The sequence below is a fragment of the Bacillota bacterium genome (genome assembly GCA_023511485.1).
Taxonomy (GTDB): domain Bacteria; phylum Actinomycetota; class Aquicultoria; order Aquicultorales; family Aquicultoraceae; genus CADDYS01.
In genome coordinates, this window is sequence record JAIMBH010000038.1 from 1 (window position 1) to 22,024 (window position 22,024).

At 43.8% G+C, this 22,024-nt stretch carries 17 protein-coding genes; 14 read left to right on the top strand and 3 right to left on the bottom strand.

Annotated features, from left to right (window positions below; genetic code table 11):
- The first annotated feature begins 146 nt into the window (after positions 1–146).
- From K6T91_10485 to K6T91_10535, 11 genes are all read left to right on the top strand, one after another.
- The gene (locus K6T91_10485) at positions 147–1,250 is read left to right on the top strand and encodes a glycosyltransferase family 4 protein (protein MCL6473215.1); all 1,104 of its coding nucleotides are present in this window, start codon (positions 147–149) and stop codon (positions 1,248–1,250) included.
- 244 nt (positions 1,251–1,494) lie between these two features.
- Complete coding sequence (locus K6T91_10490; GenBank protein ID MCL6473216.1) at positions 1,495–2,193, top strand: glycosyltransferase family 2 protein; 699 nt, start codon at positions 1,495–1,497, stop codon at positions 2,191–2,193.
- A gap of 55 nt (positions 2,194–2,248) precedes the next feature.
- Positions 2,249–3,526 (top strand): glycosyltransferase family 39 protein, encoded by a 1,278-nt coding sequence (locus K6T91_10495; GenBank protein MCL6473217.1) that lies wholly within the window; start codon positions 2,249–2,251, stop codon positions 3,524–3,526.
- A 123-nt stretch (positions 3,527–3,649) separates the two neighbouring features.
- Entirely contained in the window at positions 3,650–5,878 is a 2,229-nt protein-coding gene (locus K6T91_10500) for a hypothetical protein (GenBank protein MCL6473218.1), read from the top strand.
- 205 nt (positions 5,879–6,083) lie between these two features.
- Complete coding sequence (locus tag K6T91_10505) at positions 6,084–6,905, top strand: hypothetical protein (protein MCL6473219.1); 822 nt, start codon at positions 6,084–6,086, stop codon at positions 6,903–6,905.
- A gap of 284 nt (positions 6,906–7,189) precedes the next feature.
- Positions 7,190–8,830, top strand: coding sequence for a CTP synthase (locus K6T91_10510; GenBank protein MCL6473220.1), 1,641 nt, complete (start codon positions 7,190–7,192; stop codon positions 8,828–8,830).
- 163 nt (positions 8,831–8,993) lie between these two features.
- Positions 8,994–10,100, top strand: coding sequence for a M20/M25/M40 family metallo-hydrolase (locus tag K6T91_10515; GenBank protein MCL6473221.1), 1,107 nt, complete (start codon positions 8,994–8,996; stop codon positions 10,098–10,100).
- A 166-nt stretch (positions 10,101–10,266) separates the two neighbouring features.
- Positions 10,267–11,358, top strand: coding sequence for a DUF3866 family protein (locus K6T91_10520; protein MCL6473222.1), 1,092 nt, complete (start codon positions 10,267–10,269; stop codon positions 11,356–11,358).
- Positions 11,348–11,905 carry an NUDIX hydrolase gene (locus tag K6T91_10525; GenBank protein ID MCL6473223.1) on the top strand — a complete coding sequence of 186 codons (558 nt, stop codon included), beginning with the start codon at positions 11,348–11,350 and terminating at the stop codon, positions 11,903–11,905. Before K6T91_10520 ends, K6T91_10525 begins: the two co-directional genes overlap by 11 nt.
- 43 nt (positions 11,906–11,948) lie before the next feature.
- Complete coding sequence (xerD, locus tag K6T91_10530) at positions 11,949–12,854, top strand: site-specific tyrosine recombinase XerD (GenBank protein MCL6473224.1); 906 nt, start codon at positions 11,949–11,951, stop codon at positions 12,852–12,854.
- 211 nt (positions 12,855–13,065) lie between these two features.
- Positions 13,066–14,241: a phosphopentomutase gene (locus tag K6T91_10535; protein ID MCL6473225.1), complete on the top strand. Its 1,176-nt coding sequence runs from the start codon at positions 13,066–13,068 to the stop codon at positions 14,239–14,241.
- A gap of 295 nt (positions 14,242–14,536) precedes the next feature.
- Here the strand turns inward: K6T91_10535 and K6T91_10540 are convergent, their stop codons facing one another.
- Positions 14,537–14,938, bottom strand: coding sequence for a DUF2267 domain-containing protein (locus tag K6T91_10540; protein MCL6473226.1), 402 nt, complete (start codon positions 14,936–14,938; stop codon positions 14,537–14,539).
- A 295-nt stretch (positions 14,939–15,233) separates the two neighbouring features.
- Here K6T91_10540 and K6T91_10545 point away from each other — a divergent pair, with 295 nt between their 5' ends.
- On the top strand, positions 15,234–17,387 hold the full coding sequence (locus K6T91_10545; protein MCL6473227.1) for a heavy metal translocating P-type ATPase: 2,154 nt from the start codon (positions 15,234–15,236) through the stop codon (positions 17,385–17,387).
- A gap of 32 nt (positions 17,388–17,419) precedes the next feature.
- Here the strand turns inward: K6T91_10545 and K6T91_10550 are convergent, their stop codons facing one another.
- Both K6T91_10550 and K6T91_10555 read right to left on the bottom strand, forming a co-directional pair.
- A complete protein-coding gene (locus K6T91_10550; GenBank protein MCL6473228.1) occupies positions 17,420–18,304 on the bottom strand; it encodes a DivIVA domain-containing protein in 885 nt (294 codons plus the stop codon).
- Between the two features lie 105 nt (positions 18,305–18,409).
- The gene (locus tag K6T91_10555) at positions 18,410–19,144 is read right to left on the bottom strand and encodes a hypothetical protein (GenBank protein MCL6473229.1); all 735 of its coding nucleotides are present in this window, start codon (positions 19,142–19,144) and stop codon (positions 18,410–18,412) included.
- Positions 19,145–19,580: 436 nt separating this feature from the next.
- Here K6T91_10555 and K6T91_10560 point away from each other — a divergent pair, with 436 nt between their 5' ends.
- Together K6T91_10560 and K6T91_10565 are read left to right on the top strand one after the other, a co-directional pair.
- Positions 19,581–20,888, top strand: coding sequence for a pyrimidine-nucleoside phosphorylase (locus K6T91_10560; GenBank protein ID MCL6473230.1), 1,308 nt, complete (start codon positions 19,581–19,583; stop codon positions 20,886–20,888).
- Positions 20,888–21,838, top strand: a complete 951-nt coding sequence (locus K6T91_10565; protein ID MCL6473231.1) for a cysteine synthase family protein — start codon at positions 20,888–20,890, stop codon at positions 21,836–21,838. Before K6T91_10560 ends, K6T91_10565 begins: the two co-directional genes overlap by 1 nt.
- The last annotated feature ends 186 nt before the right edge of the window (positions 21,839–22,024 follow it).

Below are 22,024 nucleotides of genomic sequence, written 5' to 3' on the forward strand. Positions count from 1 at the left end.
GCACCTTAAGGTGCGGCCAGCAGTGTGCCCTTATAGGGCTAGTGCAAACCGCACCTTGAAGGTGCGGTTGTGATTATCGGATTCAAACTGCTGAAGTGGCAAATAATACAAGCACTAGGATTGGAACCATCACATGGAGGCATTTAGTGATTGAGCGGGGCATACTATACGTTGTAGATCCTGCTGCTAACTGCATAAGGCAGCAGGTTCTCACAATGCTAAAATATTTAAACAGAGCAAGATATAAGCCCTACCTGGTTGTATCAGAAGACGCTTACCTTATCGAGCACGCTCGGAAGCTAAATGTAGACTATATTACAAATCCGGGCATTTCTACCGCAAGCAAGATAAATATCGGCGGCATTTGCAGGAGCATTGAGCAGTTTGTAGCTGAGCGAAAGATAAATCTCATCCATAGCCACGGTATCCAGGCATGTTTTGTGGCTGCTAATTTAGCAAAGTCTCTTAATGTAGCACATATAAGCACCGTCCATCTAATTGATGATAGTCACAAGAAAAAAGGCCTATTTAGCGTTGGCACTGATAAAATACTTGCTATGGCCGACCATCTAATAGCGGTTTCTGAGGTAGTTAAGGCATCAATCGATAGCATTTCAGATAATATAACCCTTATATACAATGGTATTGAGGCCGACCGCTTTGCAGAAACGCTAGATTCAGAACAGTTGTTTAGAGAGCTAGGAATTGAAAAGGGGAGTTCTTTAATCGGCGTAATAACAACCTTAGAACCAGGGAAAGGAACTGATGTATTTCTAGACGCTGCATCATTACTAGCAGGTTTAAGGGAAGATATGCGCTTTGTGGTTGTCGGTGATGGACCAGAGCTTGAGGCTCTAAAGAAGAAGTCATTTAGCCTTGGCATTGGAAAGAGAACCTATTTTCTCGGGTTCAGACGAGATGTTGCACATATCTTAAAAAGCCTCGATGCGGTAGTTATACCAAATTTAAGCCCGGGGCTGCCAATTATACTGCTTGAGGCCTTAGCCAGCTCAAAACCAGTAATAGTCACCGATGTACCTGGCGTTCGAGAGGCAGTATCCGAATCGGAGGTTGAATTCGTACCCGTTAAAGATCCTATAGCGATAGATAAGGCTGTAAGAAAAATACTATCGCAGAGGATGGTTGCGGGAACGAAAGCCCAGGAAGGTCAGAAATTGGTTAAAGACAGATTCAGCGTTCAACAAATGATGAAGCCTACGGAATCCCTCTATTTAAAACTTGCTAAATAAAGATCTGCACCATCTTTATTTGTCCAGGCAACTTAGGAATAGTTTTCAGGAAATAAATTGGTTAAATCTGGCTTGAATATTTTTGCGCTATTTTCCGTGCGCAAAATATCAAGAAAAGCTTATACTTGTATCTAAGAGGCGTATATAATATTAACGATTGCTGTATGAAGGTTACTGAAAGCGACCGCACCGAAAATGACCGGTGATACTTAATAAGAGAAAATAATCCAGGTAAAAAAACGATATGTCGAAATTGGTAAGCTATATAATTCCGGCCTACAATGAGCGTGCCTACATAGGAAATGTCGTTAGGGAATTGAGCAAGGTAAGCCTGCCAGCAGGTGTGCAGTATGAGATCGTGGTTGTAGATGACGGGTCTTCGGATGGAACAGCAGATTACCTTGAGGCAGTGACGGATGTCATCAATCTAAGAGTACATCGTTTACCACAGAACCGCGGGAAAGGCTTTGCACTTCGTGAAGGATTTCGAGTTGCAAGGGGTGACGTTGTAATAGTTTGCGATGCCGACTCAGAGTATAGTCCGGACGATATCCCTAAGATAATCCAGCCAATTTTAGAAGGGCGGGCAGAGATTGTATATGGAAGCCGGTTTCTTGGCAGTATAAGCGGCATGAAATTTGCAAACCGCCTTGCAAACAAGATTTTGACAGCAACGGCGAATATTTTATTTCGTGCTAAGATAACAGACGAGGCAACAGCATATAAAGCTTTTAAGAAAGAGGTTCTTGATTCTGTTAATTTGGTCTGCACGGGCTTTGAATTTTGTCCTGAAGTTACCGCAAAGATGCTGAAGAGGGGCTACAAGATCAATGAGGTTCCGATAAAGTATACAGCGAGAACAGTTAAGGAAGGTAAGAAAATAAGGTGGCAGGATGGCTTTATAGCGATCTGGACGTTGATAAAATACCGGTTAATTGACTAATAAAGAGACCCTATACTTATTTTCTAGAATTTGCTCTCTGGAGTTAAAAATAGAAGTGGCCAATATCTTTCGCAAGGTAGATGCTGTAAAAATCATACTAATTACCGCGCTAGTCATCGGAATCGTGATGCGCATTAGTGCCTGGAATGATGGCGAAGGCAACAATATATTAAGCGTATCGCGAGACTCAGCTATGTATAATGCCATTGCTAAAAATATAATTGCCGGAAAAGGCTATGTTGGGAAAGACCATATGATCGCAAGAAACGGTCAGCCAACGGCATTTTACGGTCCTACCTATCCACTTTATCTGGTTTTCATATATTCGATATTCGGACAATCGCTAAAAGCGGTGCAAATATCTCATTTAATCCTTGAGCTTATCACGGGCTTATTAATTTATATATTGGGGTTAAGGCTTTTTGGGAGATTACAAGGGGCGATTGCGGCCTTTATTTATGCAACCTCACCGGAGATTATTCATTACGGCTTCAGGATAATGACGGAAATAGTTTACATATTCCTGGAGATCCTGGTTTTGCTGCTGATTGTGGGTCTGTTGCAGAGAGAGAAGCCAACGCTTCGGACGCTGGCTTTAGCTGGTATTGTGTTTGGGATAGCCTATTTATGTAGGCAAACAATATTTTTACTGCCGATTGTATTTATACCTATCATGTGGCTCAAGTATATGAAAAACGGTTATATTTGGATGCTAAAATCCGTTGCAGTATTTTTGATATGTGCAGGCGTTGTACTGGCGCCATGGGTGGTGAGAAATTACATAACGTTTGGCGAAGTGATAATAGGGACGACAACAGGCCCGGCCACCCTTTGGTGGGGTATGCTTGAAGATAAAGGAACACCGTTAAGCATTTTAGAGAAGAGGTACCGCGATGAGCACCCAAAAATGAACGAGGTCCAAATGGCCCACCAAATGTCCAAGGAAGCAAAGTATGCGCTGCTTCGCATGACAAAAGATGAGATTATCGGAAAAGTAATAAATCGTCCGCGTCGGCTTTTCGGATACCCCAAAAAAATTATCGATCCGAAAGCACTAAAACAGACTGCAACAGGCATTGCTTATTCTCTACTGGGAGTGTTAGGTATGGCCGGGCTTTTTATTGGCTCTCGCGGCAGGTATGACAGGCTGGTTATACCGGTGTTCACGCTGTCGGTGGTTGGGCTTCACCTTTTGACACATGCCACATTCAGGTATCTGATGCCCGAAGTTCCACTTCTTGCACTTGGCCTTGGAAACTTTATCGTCTATATTGCGACTGCAGCAAAAAGACGAACAAAGCAGTTACGGGGTAGCTATTTGACTGCTTCTTAGCGCACATATATGATTGATTAATAGCTGGCAGCCTTCAGCTGTCAGCCGTCAGCTTAAAGACAAAGAAATAAGAAGCTGATTGCTGATAGCTGATTGCTGGTAGCTTTAATTAGGAGGTAATTAATGCGGCGAAAAATCGCAGCTATATTTGTGGCAACCATAGCTTTCCTATCAATCTTATCCCAGCCGATATCCGCAAGATCGAATAATAAGGTTGTTTTTATCCTAATGGACAACATAAGCTGGTCGGATATTATATCGGCAAACGACCGCATTATAAATGATTTGATAGAAAGAAGCTCAATAGGTCTCCTAAATAATAGGGCTTACAAAGCGTCTTCACGGCCTAGAAGTGCGCTAACCGTCGGGGCTGGCGTAAGGGCAGACGGGGCATCTTCCAATTTTGAAGGGTTTAATGCTGATGAGCCTTACGGTTATGGACTGGCGATGGATGTTTTTAGGCAACGTACCGGCAAACGTGCAAAAAAAGGCCAAGTATTGGAGCTTGGTATTGCCCCTATCATCAGGGACAATATGAATGGCATGCAGGACCTTGTACCCGGTGGGCTTGGTAAGATTATCAATAAATCCGGAAAGAAAACAGCAGTTTTAGGAAACTCAGATACTGGTGTGGATGATGACCCAAGTACCTGCAACCGTGAAGCGGTTGACATAGCCATGAATAGCAACGGCGTGGTCGATTTTGGGGATGTAAGCAAAGACATAATAGCGAGAGATAGCAGCTATCCGTTTGGCGTGCGTACCGACTACAAAAAGCTTGCGGAAATATTCAAAAAGGCCTTTAGTGAAGCAGATTTTATTGTTGTTGACCTCGGCGACACAACAAGAGCGGATTTATACGGACAATATGCCTTTAAGAGAATTACCCAACAGCAAAAGACGAGGGCCATCCATACAGGTGCAAAGTTTATAAAGCAAGCTATGGAAATAGCTGGTGAGGACACAACATTTATTATTGCGTCAATCTCACCCCCGGGTTCGTCCAAATCGCCTTTAAAGTCGGATCTGGAGCAGCTAACTCCGATTATTGTGCATGGGCCAGGCTTTAAACCATCTGCATTGGTATCAAGCTCCACCCAAAGAGAGGGAATTGTTACTACCGTTGATATTGCTCCTACTGTACTCTCTATCCTGGGGCTGCAAAAAGGAGCTGAGATGACCGGTAGCTTGATGCACTCCAGCCAGGCAAGCCTAAGTCCGCTAGACCTGGAAAAGTTTAACCTAAGTGCCGTTGGCGTAAAAGATACTAGAAGGACCGCTATACTTGCATATATCTACATACAGGTGGCCCTGTATGCCATAACAGCTTTAGTGCTTGCTTTCGGGAAAAAATTAAATAAGTATTCGGCGGCTGTCTTAGAAACGCTAATATTTATGACTATGGGCTTTCCGCTATTCTCATTCTACACCACCAAGCTTGAGCAGATAGCAAACCAGGGCTTTTTAATTACCATGTTGACTATTGCAGCATCGCTTGCCTTTGCGGTATTGCTGGTTGCGACACGCCGAAAAGTATTGCACCCGATCGCGGGAATATCCGTTTTGACGCTTACTGTTCTTTTGGTAGATGCGCTTGTAGGTGCTCCATCTTATGTAAATAGCATTTTTGGCTATGATCCGATTAGGGGGTCAAGATTCTTCGGAGTGGGAAATGAAGCTATGTCGATACTGATTGCAAATACCCTGCTCGTATTTGGCGTGATGCTTGAAAGAACATGGAATAGGTGGACGGTATTGGCAGGTGCTATACTATGTTTAATCGTGACTTTAATAATCGGATTTCCGACGATCGGTGCGAATACCGGTGGTACAATTGCAGCTGTTTTTGCGTTTACAGCGATGTTATTACAGGCTATGAAATCTAAGGCAAAGGTACGAAATGTGGTTATTTCGCTGGCTTTGGTTGTGACAGTTTTAAGCATATTTGTAGCTTACGATGTCATGCATGGGGCACAGACACACATGGGAAAAACCATCGCATCTATATCGTCTGGAGGGCTGCATGAGGTTATCGTAATCGCAAACAGGAAACTTGCTACAAACCTCATGGTGTTGAGATTCAGTACATGGTCATATTTTTTGCTAACCGTGCTTGGGATACTTACTTTTCTATGGTTTAGGCCGGTTGGTGTATTAAGAGATCTACTTGCAAATTATAAGGGAATATCAATAGCGATTACTGCTTCGCTTATTGGAGGAATCTTTGGATTCTCTTTTAATGATTCTGGGGTCCTCATCCCGGCGATTATTATGTCGTATATGATACCAACGGTTATATATTTGATGTTTTGGGAGAGATATCACGCTTCTGGTAAACCAGAAGCAAATTAAACGTGCAGAACTGCGATTTAAATCAAAGACTGCTACATAACTACGGCCTTTTCAAGGCTTTGAACTTGAAATTTACATTTTGGACTAGGCTTAAAATGCAGGGCATATCAATGTAGATTAAGTTATTAAAAGCTTAAACAACATGAAAAGCACCACTTTTCTATTTTACCTTTGGATACTTGCGCATTTTCTGACAGGATTAATAATGAGCCTGCTCATTATGCCACCCTTCAAGGAAATGTTAAGAAGGGCTGGGGCGGTCAGGGCCAACTTCAGAGAGCGTGTAATAGTAAATATGGCGGGCAGTCTCATTATCATCGTATGGTTATTTCTTATGGCGGTAGCTGGAATATTTCCATCTATAGCGGATAAGGTCGGCGTAAGTTTGCCGCAGAGCTTTTTATTGGGTGCAGACGTGTCGATCCCGCTAACCCTGATAATTTTAGGGGCGGGGATTTTTGGGCTTGTCGACGATCTGCTTGGGAGCCGCGAGTATTCTGGTTTTAAAGGCCATATCGGAGCTCTTTTAAAAGGGCAATTAACTACAGGGGCACTTAAGGCAATCGCAATTCCAATTGCCGCCGTCTTTGCGTTTTCAGTCACAGAGACCAACGCTTTGGAGGTAGTTGGAAATGCTTTGCTGGTTGCGCTCTTTGTTAATACGCTGAACCTTCTTGATCTGCGGCCGGGCAGGGCTTTGAAGGTCTATATACCGCTACAGGTTATATTTCTTTTTGCTGCAGCCAATGTTCTGGGTTCATCGGCTGCAGTTTTGGCCGGGATAGCCCTCGCACTTCTTATCCCCGACCTTCGGGAAGAGATGATGCTTGGCGATGTGGGATCAAATATACTTGGAGGCATATTAGGGTTTTGCTTTGCGATAACATTTGGCTGGTCAATAAAGCTTGCGATTATAGTTATATTGGTTTTAGTCCAACTGCTTTCGGAAAAATACTCAATAAGTAGCATAATCGAGCGAATTGCAGTCCTCAGGGTACTCGATAATCTCGGACGAAGAGCCGAGTAAGCTGAGAATAAAAATTTGCATTAACCTTCGTTGTGACATATTGCCAAAATTGCAGGATGCCGCAAATAAGCTTCTTAAGCAGGGCAATCGGATAGAATCCGGGCTCTAGTTTAGAAGGATAAGGGCATGTAAAGGGTTTTTAGAATTATTAAACCTGTGTTAAAATGCTAAAGTTGGCTTTTGCGCAAGGCAGTGCGCAATTAAAATGAAAAGCGAATATTAAATTTTAAATTTAATATAATTAACTTCTGGTGTAAGCAAGGGTAGCAAAAGGAGAGAGATGATTGGCTAAACATGTCTTTGTAACCGGTGGAGTTGTATCATCGTTGGGCAAAGGAATAACCGCGGCCTCCCTGGGCAGATTGTTAAAAAGCCGGGGATTCAAGGTAACGATACAGAAACTCGATCCCTATCTTAATGTTGACCCCGGAACCATGAGCCCGTTCCAGCACGGAGAAGTGTTCGTTACAGATGACGGAACGGAAACCGATCTAGACCTCGGTCACTATGAGAGGTTTACAGATGAAGAGTTGGGTAGGGACAGCAATGTCACAGCCGGACAGATTTACTGGTCGATAGTAACCAAGGAAAGAAGGGGCGAATTTCTAGGCGGAACCGTCCAGGTTATACCGCATGTTACTAATGAGATAAAGCAGCGTATCCTTAACTTAGCAACGGATGATGACAAACACATTGTAATAACAGAAGTTGGCGGAACTGTTGGTGACATTGAAAGTTTGCCCTTCCTGGAAGCGATAAGGCAGTTTAAAAAGGATGTAGGAAAAGAGAACGTCCTTTATATACATGTAACGTTAGTCCCCTATATAGAATCCTCCTCTGAGCTTAAAACCAAGCCGACGCAGCATAGCGTAAAGGAACTGCGAAGTATTGGTATACAGCCGGATATCATTGTTGCCAGGTCGGATCGGCCCATAGATGACGCGATAAAGAGAAAGATCGGCCTATTCTGCGATATAGAGGCTTCAAATGTGATCTCAGCAATTGACGCAGAGCACCTATACGTTATTCCGTTGAGACTGCACGAAGAGGGACTGGACGATATTGTGGTTGATTGTCTGCAGCTAAAAAACGGTGAAGCAGACTTAAGCGAGTGGAAAGACCTGGTCGATCGAATAAAAAGGGTTGAGCATAGCGTAAAAATCGGCCTTGTTGGGAAATATGTTCAGCTGCCCGATGCATATCTTAGCGTTGTGGAGGCCTTAAAACATGGCGGTTATTACAACAATACCGATGTAGAGATTGTATGGGTCGATGCTGAGACTACAAGTTTTGACGAAGTTGAGAGGCAGCTTTTGGAGGTTGATGGAGTTTTAGTTCCCGGTGGCTTCGGCATAAGAGGTATTGAGGGCAAGATTAAAGCGGTTAGGGTTGCAAGAGAAAATAAAATCCCGTTCTTTGGTATCTGCCTGGGGCTTCAGTGCGCGGTTGTTGAGTATGCGAGAAATGTTGTTGGCCTGGAGGGCGCAAACAGCTCGGAGTTTGATCCGGAAACGCCACATCCAGTTATCGACTTGTTGCCAGAACAAAAAGCTATTGAAGACATGGGGGGCACAATGAGGCTCGGTGCATACCCATGCAATATAGCAGCTGGTACATTTGCCAGCGCTGCATATGGTGTAAGGCAGATACATGAGAGACATCGACACCGCTATGAAGTAAATAACGACTATCTTGAATCACTTAAAAATGCTGGGCTTGTGCTAAGTGGGTTATCTCCTGATGGCCGTCTGGTTGAGATCATAGAGATTAAAGACCATCCATGGTTTGTTGGAACGCAATTCCATCCGGAATTCAAATCGCGTCCGACGAGGCCACACCCACTATTTAGGGACTTCATTAAAGCTGCCCTAAAATACAGTCTGGAAAAGCCAAGGGTAGATGCAATAGATAAAATAAAAATGTAAAAATAGAAATTGTATTTTGTTAACAGCGCTGTTAAGAAAAATATTCTTTTGAGAGATAACCGTTTGTCTACTCTGTGGTATTATCCTTATAATGAATACGTTAGCTTAATAAGCGCTTAAAACTTATTTTTATTGCATTTTGAATTCTTCCGATGGAGGATAAATGGTTGATGAAAATCGGGTGGTCAGAATCTTTGAAAACCTGACCAGAATCTATAGCCCAAGTTATAAAGAACGAACTATAGCAGACCATATAAAAGGTTATGTTGAAGCCCTTGGTTTTCTAGCCTTTGAGGATGAAGCAGGCAGCGCTGTCGGTTCGAACGCAGGAAATATTATTGTAACAATACCTGGAAATACTGCTGGGCCAAGCATTATGTTTGCTTCCCACATGGATACCGTTGAACCTGCTCAAGGCGTCGAGCCAGTTATAGAAAATGGTGTTATAAAAAGCAGCGGTGAAACTATCCTAGGCGGCGACGATAAGGCAGGAATTGCTGCTATGCTAGAACTAATATCTGTTTTAGCCGGAAAATCTGTATCTCACGGTCCGATACATCTTATCTTTACTATTGCCGAGGAAGTTGGGCTTGAAGGTGCAAAGAATCTTGATTTAAGCGATAAACACATAGACTTTGCTTATGTTCTTGATTCAAACGGTAAAGTAGGAAACATTGTGGTAAGTGCGCCTTATCAGGATTCGTTTATTGCAGAGTTTAAAGGAAGGGCAGCTCACGCAGGTCTTGCGCCGGATGATGGAATCAATGCTATAACTGCGGCAGCTAAGGCCATAGGGTACATGAAACTGGGTAGGATAGATGAGGAAACCACCGCGAATGTGGGGGTTATCGAAGGTGGAAGGGCAGCAAATATTGTCGCAGAACGTGCAAAGGTTGTTGCCGAGGCAAGAAGCATTGATGTTAAAAAGCTGGAGAAGCAGTCCGAAGAAATGATCGCCTGTTTTGAAAAAGGAGCCAGAGAAACGGGTGCTCAGGTTAGTATAAAGCGATATCGTCCGTACGAAGGGTACTCGCTGACAGAGAGCGATGAGGTTGTAAAAAGAGCTATCGGTGCATTAAACAGGCTTGGAATATCTTATAATCTGATAAAGAGCGGCGGCGGGAGCGATACGAATATATTTAATGCGATGGGCATAAATGCTGTCAATTTGGGCATAGGGGTTGAGTTGGTGCACACTACCGACGAATACATTCCGATTGCTGAGTTGAAGAATCTGGCAGCGCTCCTAGTGGAAATTGTAAAGGTATGAGTGCCATGCTAAAGCTGGCAAATAATTAAACCGGTAAATATAAGGACCAGTGAGTTGGATTGCTATCCTTTAGTACGCCCTAATTAAATGCCGTCTAAAGCGGATCGTATCATAGTCAAAGCATCTGATTATTAATTTATATTCCTAAGTTTTGAGGAACTACAAGTTGATTACGCTAAAGCGAGCAAGTGTAAAAGAGATCAAGAAAGAGCGTCCGGGCTATATTGAGGCTGTTGTCGATGTTGAGGGAGAGGCTCATCGGGCAATCTGCTACAGCTCGATAATAGGGGACATAAAACCTGGCGATAGCGTAATCGTGAATACAACAGCCGTTGATCTGGATCTTGGAACCGGCGGTTTTCATTTTATCCTCTGGAATTTAAGCAAAGACTCGGTTAATGCAAAAGATGGTGGACATATTATGAAGCTTCGCTATACCCCGTTTCAGATTAAATGCCTTGCGGTAGAGGAGGAACAAAGCAAGCACCACAAAGCATTAAAAGATGCGGAAGACATAAGGAGAATGCCGGTGATAATCGGTACGCTTCACAGCCAGCTGCCGGCTGCTGCCGCGGTTTTTAAGGAACTTCAACCAAAGAAAAAAATCGCTTATATAATGACAGATGGAGCTTCTTTACCTATAGCGTTTAGCAATATAGTGGCAGACTTATTATCGTCTAACATAGTCGATAGTACGATAACGGTCGGCCATGCATTCGGTGGGGATTATGAAGCGATCAATATATACAGCGGACTTGTAGCGGCAAGGTATGCTGCAGATGCCGATGTTGCGATTGTTTGTATGGGGCCAGGAATTGTTGGCAGCAATACGAAACTTGGATTTTCCGGTATAGAGCAAGGCCAAATTATCAATGCAGTAAATAGCCTTAAAGGATATGCAATCGCAATACCAAGGATTAGCTTTGCCGATAAGAGAAAGAGACATTATGGGATAAGTCACCATACCATGACTGCGCTAAAAATAGCGGCTATATCCCGGGCAATTGTAACGATACCTAAGATGGATGAAGAAAAAACAAATTATACAGATATACAGGTCCTGAAAGAGGAGATAGACAAGACACACAAAATCGAACGGATTGATGCACGCCTAACGCTTGATGTGCTAAAGAAGCGTGGGCTGTCACCGACTACCATGGGCCGGACAGTAGAGGAAGAACCCGAATTTTTCATGGCTGCGGGAGCTGCTGCTATCTACGCGGCAAGGATTCTATCGGGAGGCAAGAGTGAGCGATAAGTTTAGCCTGGTAGAATCAGACCTAATATTTAAGGGCGCGATTATAAGTCTTTATGCGGATAAAATAAAAAGTCCTAGCGGCCGTATTATGGAGAGAGAGGTCGTTAAGCATCTTGATGCGGTTGGTATAGCTGCATTAACCAATAAAGAAGAAATGGTATTTGTAAGGCAGTACCGCCATGCGGTGAAAGATAATTTGCTTGAAATCCCTGCCGGCTTGATCACAGATGCCGAAAGCCCGATAGAGTGTGCCATTCGGGAACTGAAAGAGGAAACCGGCTACTTGGCAAAAAGCATGGACAAATTGGTAGAGTTTTATACCTCGGCAGGATTTACAGACGAGAAACTCATATTGTTCTTCACAGATGAGATAGAGGAAGGGGAGCCGGCGCGCGAACCAGGCGAGGAAGGAATGGAGCTCAAGCTAATCCCGCTAAGAATAGCGATTGAGATGGTCTCCCGGGGAGAGGTTCAAGACGCTAAAACGTTGATTGCAATTTTACTAGCTGCGCAGAAGCTGGGATGGATAAAGCCGCAATCTAAGTAGACATAAAAACGGTATCTGAAACAACATTAAATAGGTTGCAAAAATGAAAGAAGCATTAGATGAGTTTATAAATTACCTTTCTGTAGAGAAAGGCATGTCAAAAAATACCCTGGCGGCATATAAGCGTGACTTGCTTGATTATCTAGCTTATCTATATGAGAAGAAAATACTTTCATATGATACTATAACGTATGATTATCTTGTTGATTATCTGGCGGAGCTTTATGGCGACTATAGTGAAAGCTCGGTTGCCAGAAAGCTTGCGGCCATAAGGTCATTTCATAAGTTCTTAGTCCGTGAAGGTGTAACCGAGAACTTGCCGACTTCAGATATAAAGGCTGTAAAACGAGAAAAAAAACTTCCGAAAGTACTTTCGCCCGAACAAATCGAGAAGCTTTTAGAGCAGCCGATAGGTATAGGAAGGTACGAGCTAAGGGACCGTGCAATCCTTGAGCTTTTATATAGCTGCGGCATAAGGGTATCAGAGCTTGTATCCCTGGATATTGAGGATATCGACCTTCGGGGCGGCTATATAAGATGCTTTGGAAAGGGATCAAAAGAAAGGATTATTCCATTGGGAAGCTATGCGTTGGAAGCTCTCACGGAGTATATTAACAAGTCCCGGCGTGAGCTTGCTGGCAAATACAGGCCATCCGCTTTATTTTTAAACTCAAGAGGAAAGAGGCTTTCGCGTGTGAGCTGTTGGAAAATTGTAAAGAAATATGCGGAGAAAGCAGGAATCGAAGAAATATATCCACACCTTTTGCGCCATTCGTTTGCCACTCACCTTTTAGCAAATGGCGCCGACCTTAGGTCTGTTCAGGAAATGCTTGGACACGCCGATATATCGACTACGCAAATATATACACATGTAACCAAGAATAAGTTAAAGGATGTGTATAATAAAACGCATCCCAAAGCGAGAAGTAAGAAAGGTCTAGGCATCTAGACGTGCCAAAGCACAAGCACCTTTAAATATGTTGAGGTGCCGGTACATCAATGTGCCAAGGTTAAGGTGCGAATCTAGAATGAAGGTATCGTGCTGCAGTTGTCAGTGCAGCATCACTGCAGTAGAGTGCAAAAGGTGGCTAAAAGAGTCGCTATGACGAGGAAAGAGGAGAAGCCAAGAGGTATAGCAATCTTGGGAAAAGGGGAAGTATATGGCAGAGATAAACCGGGTCATAATTATGGTATTAGATAGTGTTGGCGTGGGAGCTCTTCCCGACGCCGGCAAATATGGCGATGAGGGTAGCAATACCCTTGGAAATACAGCCCGTGCTGTAGGCGGTCTTAATCTGCCTAACTTTGAGGCTTTGGGGTTAGGCAATATTATAGAAATCGAAGGGGTTCCGCCCTCACCGGACCCACGGGCGTCTTATGGCAAAATGGCGGAAGTCTCTGCCGGCAAGGATACAACGACCGGCCATTGGGAGATGATGGGGCTTTACTTGGAGAAACCGTTTCCTACGTTCCCGCATGGTTTCCCGCCTGAAGTTATTAAGGCTTTTGAAAAAGCTACTGGTAGGGGAGTTCTTGGCAACAAACCGGCGTCAGGTACGGCTATAATAGACGAGTTTGGCGAAGAGCACATGAAAACTGGGAAGCTTATCGTTTACACATCAGCAGATAGCGTGTTTCAGATCTGCGCCCATGAAGAAGTTGTGCCGGTAGAAGAGCTATATAGGTATTGCGAAGCCGCCAGGAATATCCTAAAAGGCGATTATGCGGTTGGACGTGTGATCGCAAGGCCTTTTATCGGTACCCCCGGGCATTTTACCCGCACGCACAGGCGCAAGGATTTTTCCCTGGAGCCGCCGTCGAAGACTGTGTTGGATTATGTAAAGGATGCAGGGTATCCTGTTTATGCGGTTGGCAAGATAAGTGAGATATTTGCGGGCCGAGGTATAACAAAAAGCATTCACACCGAGAGCAATATGCACGGATTTGATATGACTTTAAAAGCGATGGAAGAACAAGATAAGGGAATAATATTTACCAACCTTGTCGATTTTGATTCACAATACGGCCACAGGAATGACCCGCCCGGCTATGCAAAGGCACTAGAAGCCGTTGATGCAAGGTTGCCTGAGATTATAAGTAAACTTACCGGTAAAGATGCGCTCTTCTTAACCGCAGACCATGGATGCGACCCGACGACTCCTAGTACGGACCACTCAAGAGAATATGTGCCTATACTAGTTTATGGGCCATCTCTAAGCAAGCCAATATCGCTTAACACTAGGAAGACCTTCTCAGACCTCGGTAAAACGGTAGCTGACCTGCTAGGCGTCGATGCCCCGGTTCATGGAGAAAGTTTCAAGAATATTCTTGTATGACTGCAAGTACTGCTAACACTATGCAGCACTACAATCGGTCAACAACATAGTGTTAGCTTAAATCTCTCCTGACTTTCGCACCACCTTAATTAGTGTGTACATGTACTACGCCTTAGTAGTAGATCAGCATATTGGTGATATAATAATTGGTGCTATGTAGCAGAAGTTAGGAAAAACCGCTAAATTAATACTTTTCCTGACTTCCGCAATGCAGAACCCAAATTGCAAGGCTATATGCCACTTGAGCAACACTTATTGCTTGAAAAAATGAGAGGTGCGGAAGTCAAGAGAAAATTTAAGCAGCCCTCCACAGATCTCTAACGTCATCAGGCAAATCGCGGTTGATGTGTTCTACTTCTTGCTGGGGGATCGCTTCTTTCAGTGCAGAGAAGACTATTCTAATTATGTTCGCTGCTTCATCAGTGGTGGAAAGGTCTGCCCTCTCACGTACTTGCTCGACAAACTCTTCTTTATCGAATTCGCGGAGACTTTGGAGGCCACTCATAAGCGTTTGTAGCCAGCTACCATGAAAGAGGGTATCTAGGTCTTTAGGAAGAACACCATGTATGTCAGCTCTCTCTAGCCTGCTTAACTGCGAGTTTAGCGTTAAAAGAACGGCCCTTGCAAGCCGTTCAGCTTCCTTTTCGTCAAGGCTAGTTTGTGTTTTTATGATATTTAAGAATTCCTGTTTATCCATCTATATCAATCCTCTTTTAGCTTGATAATTACTGAGCAACGTTATGAACTCTCTCGAGTCGTATTTACCTTGATTTTAGAATCTTAAAGCAATAATGGAAAATTTTACTACAAAACTCTTAACTTTATTGCTAAAGCCTATATTATGAGATATAGGTACATAAAGCATTTACCTTTCTTCTAATAATAAAAACCACAGGTGCATAATTCATGCATTGCCTCAGTCGGCAGTTACACAGCAAATAAATGGGGTAAATGAAGCACATAGGATTAGGAATTGAAGGGACGATATCTCGATGAGTGAGACCGTGCAGGAATCAAGAGTTCGAGCAAAGTTAGAGACACAGAAAGCCTTCCTGGAAAAAGAAGAGAAGAGAGCAGTTTTGTCAAACTTGCAGACAGTACACGAATTAAGGCCTGCGCGCATCTCAGACATGTCCGGGATGGCAAGATTGCTTCGAAACGCTTTTGTTATTACTCTTGCAGCTACTATTGGTATCATCGTTACAACCGAATCTGGGCTATTAAAACTTGGTTTACATGTAAAACTGCCCTTTGAAGGGAGTGTTTTTCATTTTATAGTTGCTTCTTTTGCTGTCATATACGGTGGGAGTTTCTTTCTCACGGCCGCCTGGAGGGCTTTACGGCGACGCACTGCAAACGCGGCGACGCTTATCGCTATGGTGGTATTTACGATATACATCTATAGCATCGGTACGACCTTTTTTATTAAAGGCCAAGACTTGTTCATTATGGCGACTTCAGTTTTGGCAATAGTACTGCTTGGCTATTGGCTGGAGACGATGATTTGGGGCAGATTAACTGATCCAATCAAATCATTTGCAAGAAAGATACCATTGATGGCTAATCTAATGGCTGGTAGAAGCCCCACAGTAATACCTGCAAGAAGTATTAAGACTGGTAATCTTTTGCTTGTGCGCCCTGGCGAAAAAGTGCCCGTAGATGGAGTTATTACCAGTGGTAGTGGGTTAATTGACCAGTCGGAGATAACTGGCGATATTCACCCGGTAATAAAAGGCAAAGGACAAGCTGTGATTGGCGGCACCAGGAATCTTGAAGGAACATTCGTTATGAAGGCAATAAAAGTAGCCGATAACTCAACTGCTGCGAAAATAACTGGGATGCTGGAGGGCGCACTTCGTTCTTCTACCGAATCGCAGCGTATGGTTGATAGAATAGCTTCTTATTTGGTTCCAATTGTAGTTATTGTAAGCGCGATCGCTTTTATCACTTGGTATATTAATGCTCAAGGACTAGTATTTGCGTTTGTAGCAGCGATAGCAATTGCTATCGCTGCGAGTCCCAACGCGATATCGTTATCGGTACCGGTGCCAATAGCCACAGGAGTAGTTACTGCAGCAACACAGGGTTTGTTGATAAAAACCGCAGATGCTGTGGGAGTGGCTTCTGAGATAGATACAATAATTTTCGATAAAGTTTCCTGCTTAACAGTAGGGGACCCGGAAGTGACGGACATTATTCATGTAGGAAAGCTTACAGAGCCAGGATTCTTGAGATTAGCCGCAAGCCTTATGAAGAATTCAGATCAACCTATGGGAAGGGCAATTGTAAATGCTGCAGAAAGATTGGTCGGTAAAGGTATACCAAACCCAGAGAAATATCATGAGGTTCCCAATGAAGGAACCATAGGCGAGCTCGAGACGCGTACAATTATTGTCGGCACAGGACGTCTTATGAACGCTTGTAACATAGATATCGAGCGGGTACGTGATCGGGCTGAAGCGCTAGCTAAGCAGGGCAGAGTGGTTATCTATGTGGCTGTTGATAACTTGATAGAGGGTGTTCTTGGAATAGAGGACAGGTTCAGGTCGGATGCAAAAGATGCGATAAAGAAATTGCACGACTTGCAGATCGAAGTGGCCATGATATGTGCCGATGAACTTGCAACTGCAAAGGCAATAGCAGCAAAGCTTGATATAGATAAAATCTACGCTGAAGTGGTGCCAAAAGATAGAGCCGAGAAAATCAAGGAAGTAAAGGGAGAGGGCCTAAATGTTGCGGTTGTCGGAAGGAGAACGCACGATGATTCAGCACTTGAGCAGGCCGACCTGGGTATTGCAGTAACGGACGGAACGGATATTGATATAGATTCGAGTGACGTTGTCCTTTTGAGGAATAACCCGTTTGATGTTATTAACTTGATAACTTTAAGCAGGATGGTCATGGGCAAGGTAAAGCAAAACATTATTTGGGGTGTTATGTATAATATACTAGCGATACCTATAGCTGCAGGTATATTGACGCCGATATTCGGGTTCCAGTTCAGGCCAGAGTATGCGGCTTTCCTTATGTCTGCAAGTACTTTGGCGGTGATGGCAAATTCCCTTTCGCTTAAGAAGCGAGCTGTTAAAATAAATAATAGGCCTTTAGCTATCGCTTATCAACATCAGAATGTGAAAACTACGTAAGATTATTAGGTGCGAAATATAAGCTGCTTTAGTTATGTTTGATTAAGCGCCTCTCTAAGTCCGGATATGTTATCATTGACAACCTTTAGTATTTCCCCAACTGCGGAGTAGTTAGAAGCGACGATGCCAAGGACGATGCCATTAGTAATAGGATTCAAAATCAGGATAACGTCGTTAAGTTCGATAAAGATAAAGCGCGTCTGTTCGCATCCTAGATTGTTCTTAAGATGGTTGATACATGCGTCAAGGTGGATTGCAGCTGACGTTAGGTCTATGAGACTTACTTCTGGCCGGCCAAAGACGGAAAGGACGTTTCCTCTATCATCAAACAGCCAGACCATGCTGATGCCATCGGTTTCTGTAATGTGGGGGAAAAATTCTCTTAAGAGTGCGTCGGAGGCGGACGAATCACCAAGCTCGGTAACCACAGGGGGAGATTGCAATCTCTCATTGGCAATCTCCTGGAAGTCATTAATTTTCCCTGAGACTCGGTATTCTTCGTTCGTAGGGTCTTCAACTAGCGCCATGTAATCTTCAAGAACCGACTTGAGCTTAAGCTTAAGTTCATCCTCTACGTTTTCTAAGACTTCGCATTTTTCTTCAAGCGCTTTTTTGTGTCTTTCGGCCGAGTCGATTATGGCCTCGGCTTCTCTTTTTGCATTGTTGATTATAAAGTCTGCCTCTTTACGGGCATGTTCTATAAGGTCGGCGGCAGTTCTTTCTGCTTTTGTAACGATCTTATTGGATGCTTCGCTAATGTTGGCCATCTCTTCCTTTGCTGCGGTCAGCTCAGCAGTTAAGCTTTCATTATTTTCATTTGCCTGACGCAAGTTCCGGTGAAGCTCTGCAAGGAGCCGATCGACATCATCTTTTCTATAGCCAAACAATTCACGTCCAAGTTCTGCATCCGGTGTCATTTAATCTCCTTGGGCTAACAAGATCGAATGCTCTTGCCATTATTATACATTGTACCGCTGTCAAGTTGCATGTGTTAAACGCGAGTTAAAGAAAGTCGATTAGCATTACCTGGCAGACGAAGAATGAGTTATGATGACATTTTCAGGCAATTCGAAATTTGAGGACTCGATGTCGCCTAATCTGATGTAAACCCAATCGACAAATGATTTTGTATTGTTGCTTTTTATACCATCCCAGCGAGCTGGCAATCCATCTTTAGTAAATTTGAGCCTTGAACTGTTATTTGACGGTAATATGTCCTCCAATATGATTGCCTGGGCGGTTGTTGAATCGATAAGACCGCCAATTAAAAAGGCAGGGCTTATCTGCCTGTAAAAATTTGCTGTTTGCGTATCAAATGAGATCTCGGAGGCTGTATTGTTTAGCATATTGACCAGCCACAGTTTCTTTTTAGCGTAATTTAATATAACGATATTTTTGCCCGATGGGTCTTCGAACCGCTGGTTAAGGCCGCTTTGTATCCAATATTCCTTAAAACCCGACTCGGTTATGACTTTGGCTCTGAACGGTTTCTTTTTGGTTGCAGCGGTGATTTTATCAAGTTGAACCTGAAGTGGACCCAGAGATTCTTTTTGTAGCTCAGATGGCTTACTGACAGACGCTTTGGTGGGGTCATTAGGAAGGGGATGCTTAACCGCATCGAAAGTCTCAAAAAGAATGAGAGTCATTCCAATTAAGGCTAAGATCACTATTGCCGGAATTGAGCGATTCCCCTTTTCGGAGCCAGTAAGGCCGTCTTTACTCTTTGATTTTGCCGTTTTAGACGATACTGTACCCATAATAAAGATACGGTAACAGATTAAGCGAATCAATAAAAGTCTAATCTTAAAGGGAGCTTCCTTAATTACTCCAAATGAATACTAGCTTGATTAAGAGATAGCATAAATAATTAGTTCTCCCATAAGGCGTTGCCGTTTTTATAGCAAAAAGACTAAAAATCGTAATCGAGCCATTTTTCCATGTGACATGATAGCGGATATAGCGATAGAATAGTTAAAGTTTTAAGGTCTTGCCGAGATGGCAAGGGTCCTGGTATTTTATGCAATCAATTGCATAATTCCATCTTGAAAAGGTCTTTGCGGATTGACAGGCTTGCTCAAGCCATCGAGGGGCAATCGAATGGGTAATTAAGATATTTGGGGATGCTCTTTCTATGTGTAAAGCCAGGCAATTTATGGAATTCAGAGAATTGAGTTCCAGTTAACAGGAGGTCTTATGCGAGTAGATTATCTTTTAGCGAAAAAAAGGGATGGGATTGCTTTGTCGGCAGATGAGCTGGAATACCTGGTCAAAGGATTTGTATCTGGTGAGATTCCGGATTATCAGATGTCAGCTTTTCTTATGGCCGCATATATACGCGGCATGAACGAAGCTGAGACATTTGCCCTAACCAAATCAATGGTGGAGAGCGGAGATGTAATCGATTTGAGCAGCGTCGAAGGAATAAAGGTCGATAAGCACAGCACGGGCGGAGTAGGGGACAAAATTACGCTCATTTTGGGACCGATGATGGCTGCTGTTGGTCTAAAAGTAGCAAAGATGTCTGGCAGAGGTCTTGGCTTTACGGGTGGGACTTTAGACAAGCTTGAGTCTATACCGGGATTTAACGTAAACCTAACAAAGGAACAATTCGTACGTCAAGTAAATGAAATAGGAATAGCGATTATGGGCCAGACTCAGGAAATTGACCCGGCAGACAAGAAGATGTACGCACTAAGGGATGTGACCGCGACTGTCTCAAGCGTGCCGCTTATAGCCAGTAGCATTATGAGTAAGAAGGTAGCCGGTGGAGCAGATGCGATAGTCCTTGATGTAAAGACGGGCAAAGGTGCTTTCATGAAAACGGTAGACGAGGCAAGAGAGCTTGCTAAACAATTGGTATCTATAGGCAAGAAATTTGGCAAAAAAGTTGTGGCGGTCTTAAGCAACATGGATCAGCCCTTGGGCCAATCCGTTGGCAATGCGCTTGAGGTTGAGGAAGCGATCAGGGTTATGCAGGGTTCGGGGCCGACGGATGTTGTTGAGCTTTGCCTTGCGCTTGGCTCTCAGCTTATGGTAAAAGCAGGGGCGTCTCCCAATGTCGAGGACGCAACACGAAAGCTAAGCGATGCTTTAGAAAATGGAGATGTGCTTAAAAAATTCAAGCAGCTTGTCGAGTGGCAAGGTGGGGACCCAAATGTGGTCGATGACCCGAGGGGGGTGCTTCCGATTGCACGTTTTATAGAGGAGATCGATTCATACGTCCATGGGTATATAAGGCAAATAAATGCCGAGGAGATCGGCGTAGCAGCTCGCTATCTTGGGGCTGGGCGCACAAAGGTCGAGGATAAAATAGACCCTGCGGCGGGCATTCTTATTGCGCGAAAAGTCGGAGATTACGTTCGCGCAGGACAGCCGCTTGTCCAGATGCGAACCGGTGACGCCCACATGCTTGCAGTCGTCAGAGCGCTTGTTGAGGAAGCTTTCCAAATAACAGATATCCCACACGAGGAACCACCCCTGGTTTATGATATTATAGAATAATGAAAGTAGACCAGGAATATAGCCTTATTAATCTGATCGGCAACACACCTGTTGTCGAGGTGAAGAGGCTAAATAAGAACAAGAAAGTAAGAATATTTGCTAAGCTCGAGAGCGCAAATCCTTGTGGGTCGGTCAAGGACCGTATTGCGAAATATATGATTGAAAAGGCTGAGGAGAGCGGCGAGCTCTCGAAGGGTAAAATTGTTCTTGAAGCGACGAGTGGAAATACCGGCATTGGCCTCGCCCAGATCTGTGCCCTCAAAGGATATGAGCTTCAGATAGTTATGCCGGAGACCATGAGTATGGAGAGGCGGCAAATTCTGCAGGCATTTGGCGCAAAGCTTCTTCTTGCTGAGGGATGCAAAGGAATGCCGGGTGCGATTGAAATGGCAGAGCAGCTCTCTAAAGACCCGAAATATTTTCTGGTCAACCAGTTTGGAAATCCCAACAACCCTCTGGCACACTATGAGACAACTGCAAGGGAGTTGTTGGCTCAGGTTCCGCATATAGATATCTTCATTGCCGGAATTGGAACCGGCGGCACACTTATGGGCGTGGGACGCCGGTTTAAGGAAGAAACTCCCCACACTAAAATAGTAGGTGTTGAGCCAAACAAAAAGAGCAAAATCCAGGGTTTGAGAAATTTAAGCGAAGGATATATCCCTCCGATCTGGGATTTTAATATGATTCACGAAAAGGTAAACGTATCCGATGATGATGCATTTAATACGGCACGGACGCTAGCCCATGTGGAAGGGCTTCTTTGCGGTATATCGTCAGGCGCCGCTATGTTCGAGGCATTAAGGCAGGCCGAAAGGTTGGAAGAAGGAAATATTGTGGTAATTCTCCCAGATGGTGGCGAAAGATATCTTAGTACTGAGCTATATAATTGCCCTTACGATAGAAAGATGTGCAGACCAGAAGATATCGAAAAGTGTAACGCTAAATAGCTGGCCCAGACCTAGTCCCCAAAACCATATCTACATGAAAGCCGATAATAATCGTGAGATAATTATATAAAGCTGTTAGCCTTCACATTTTAACTATCAGCCAAAATGTGAAGAACAAGTGGCTGATTGCTGGGAGCTAAAAGCTCTCGGCGATGAATGAGGAATGCAAATGGAGCTAATAATAAG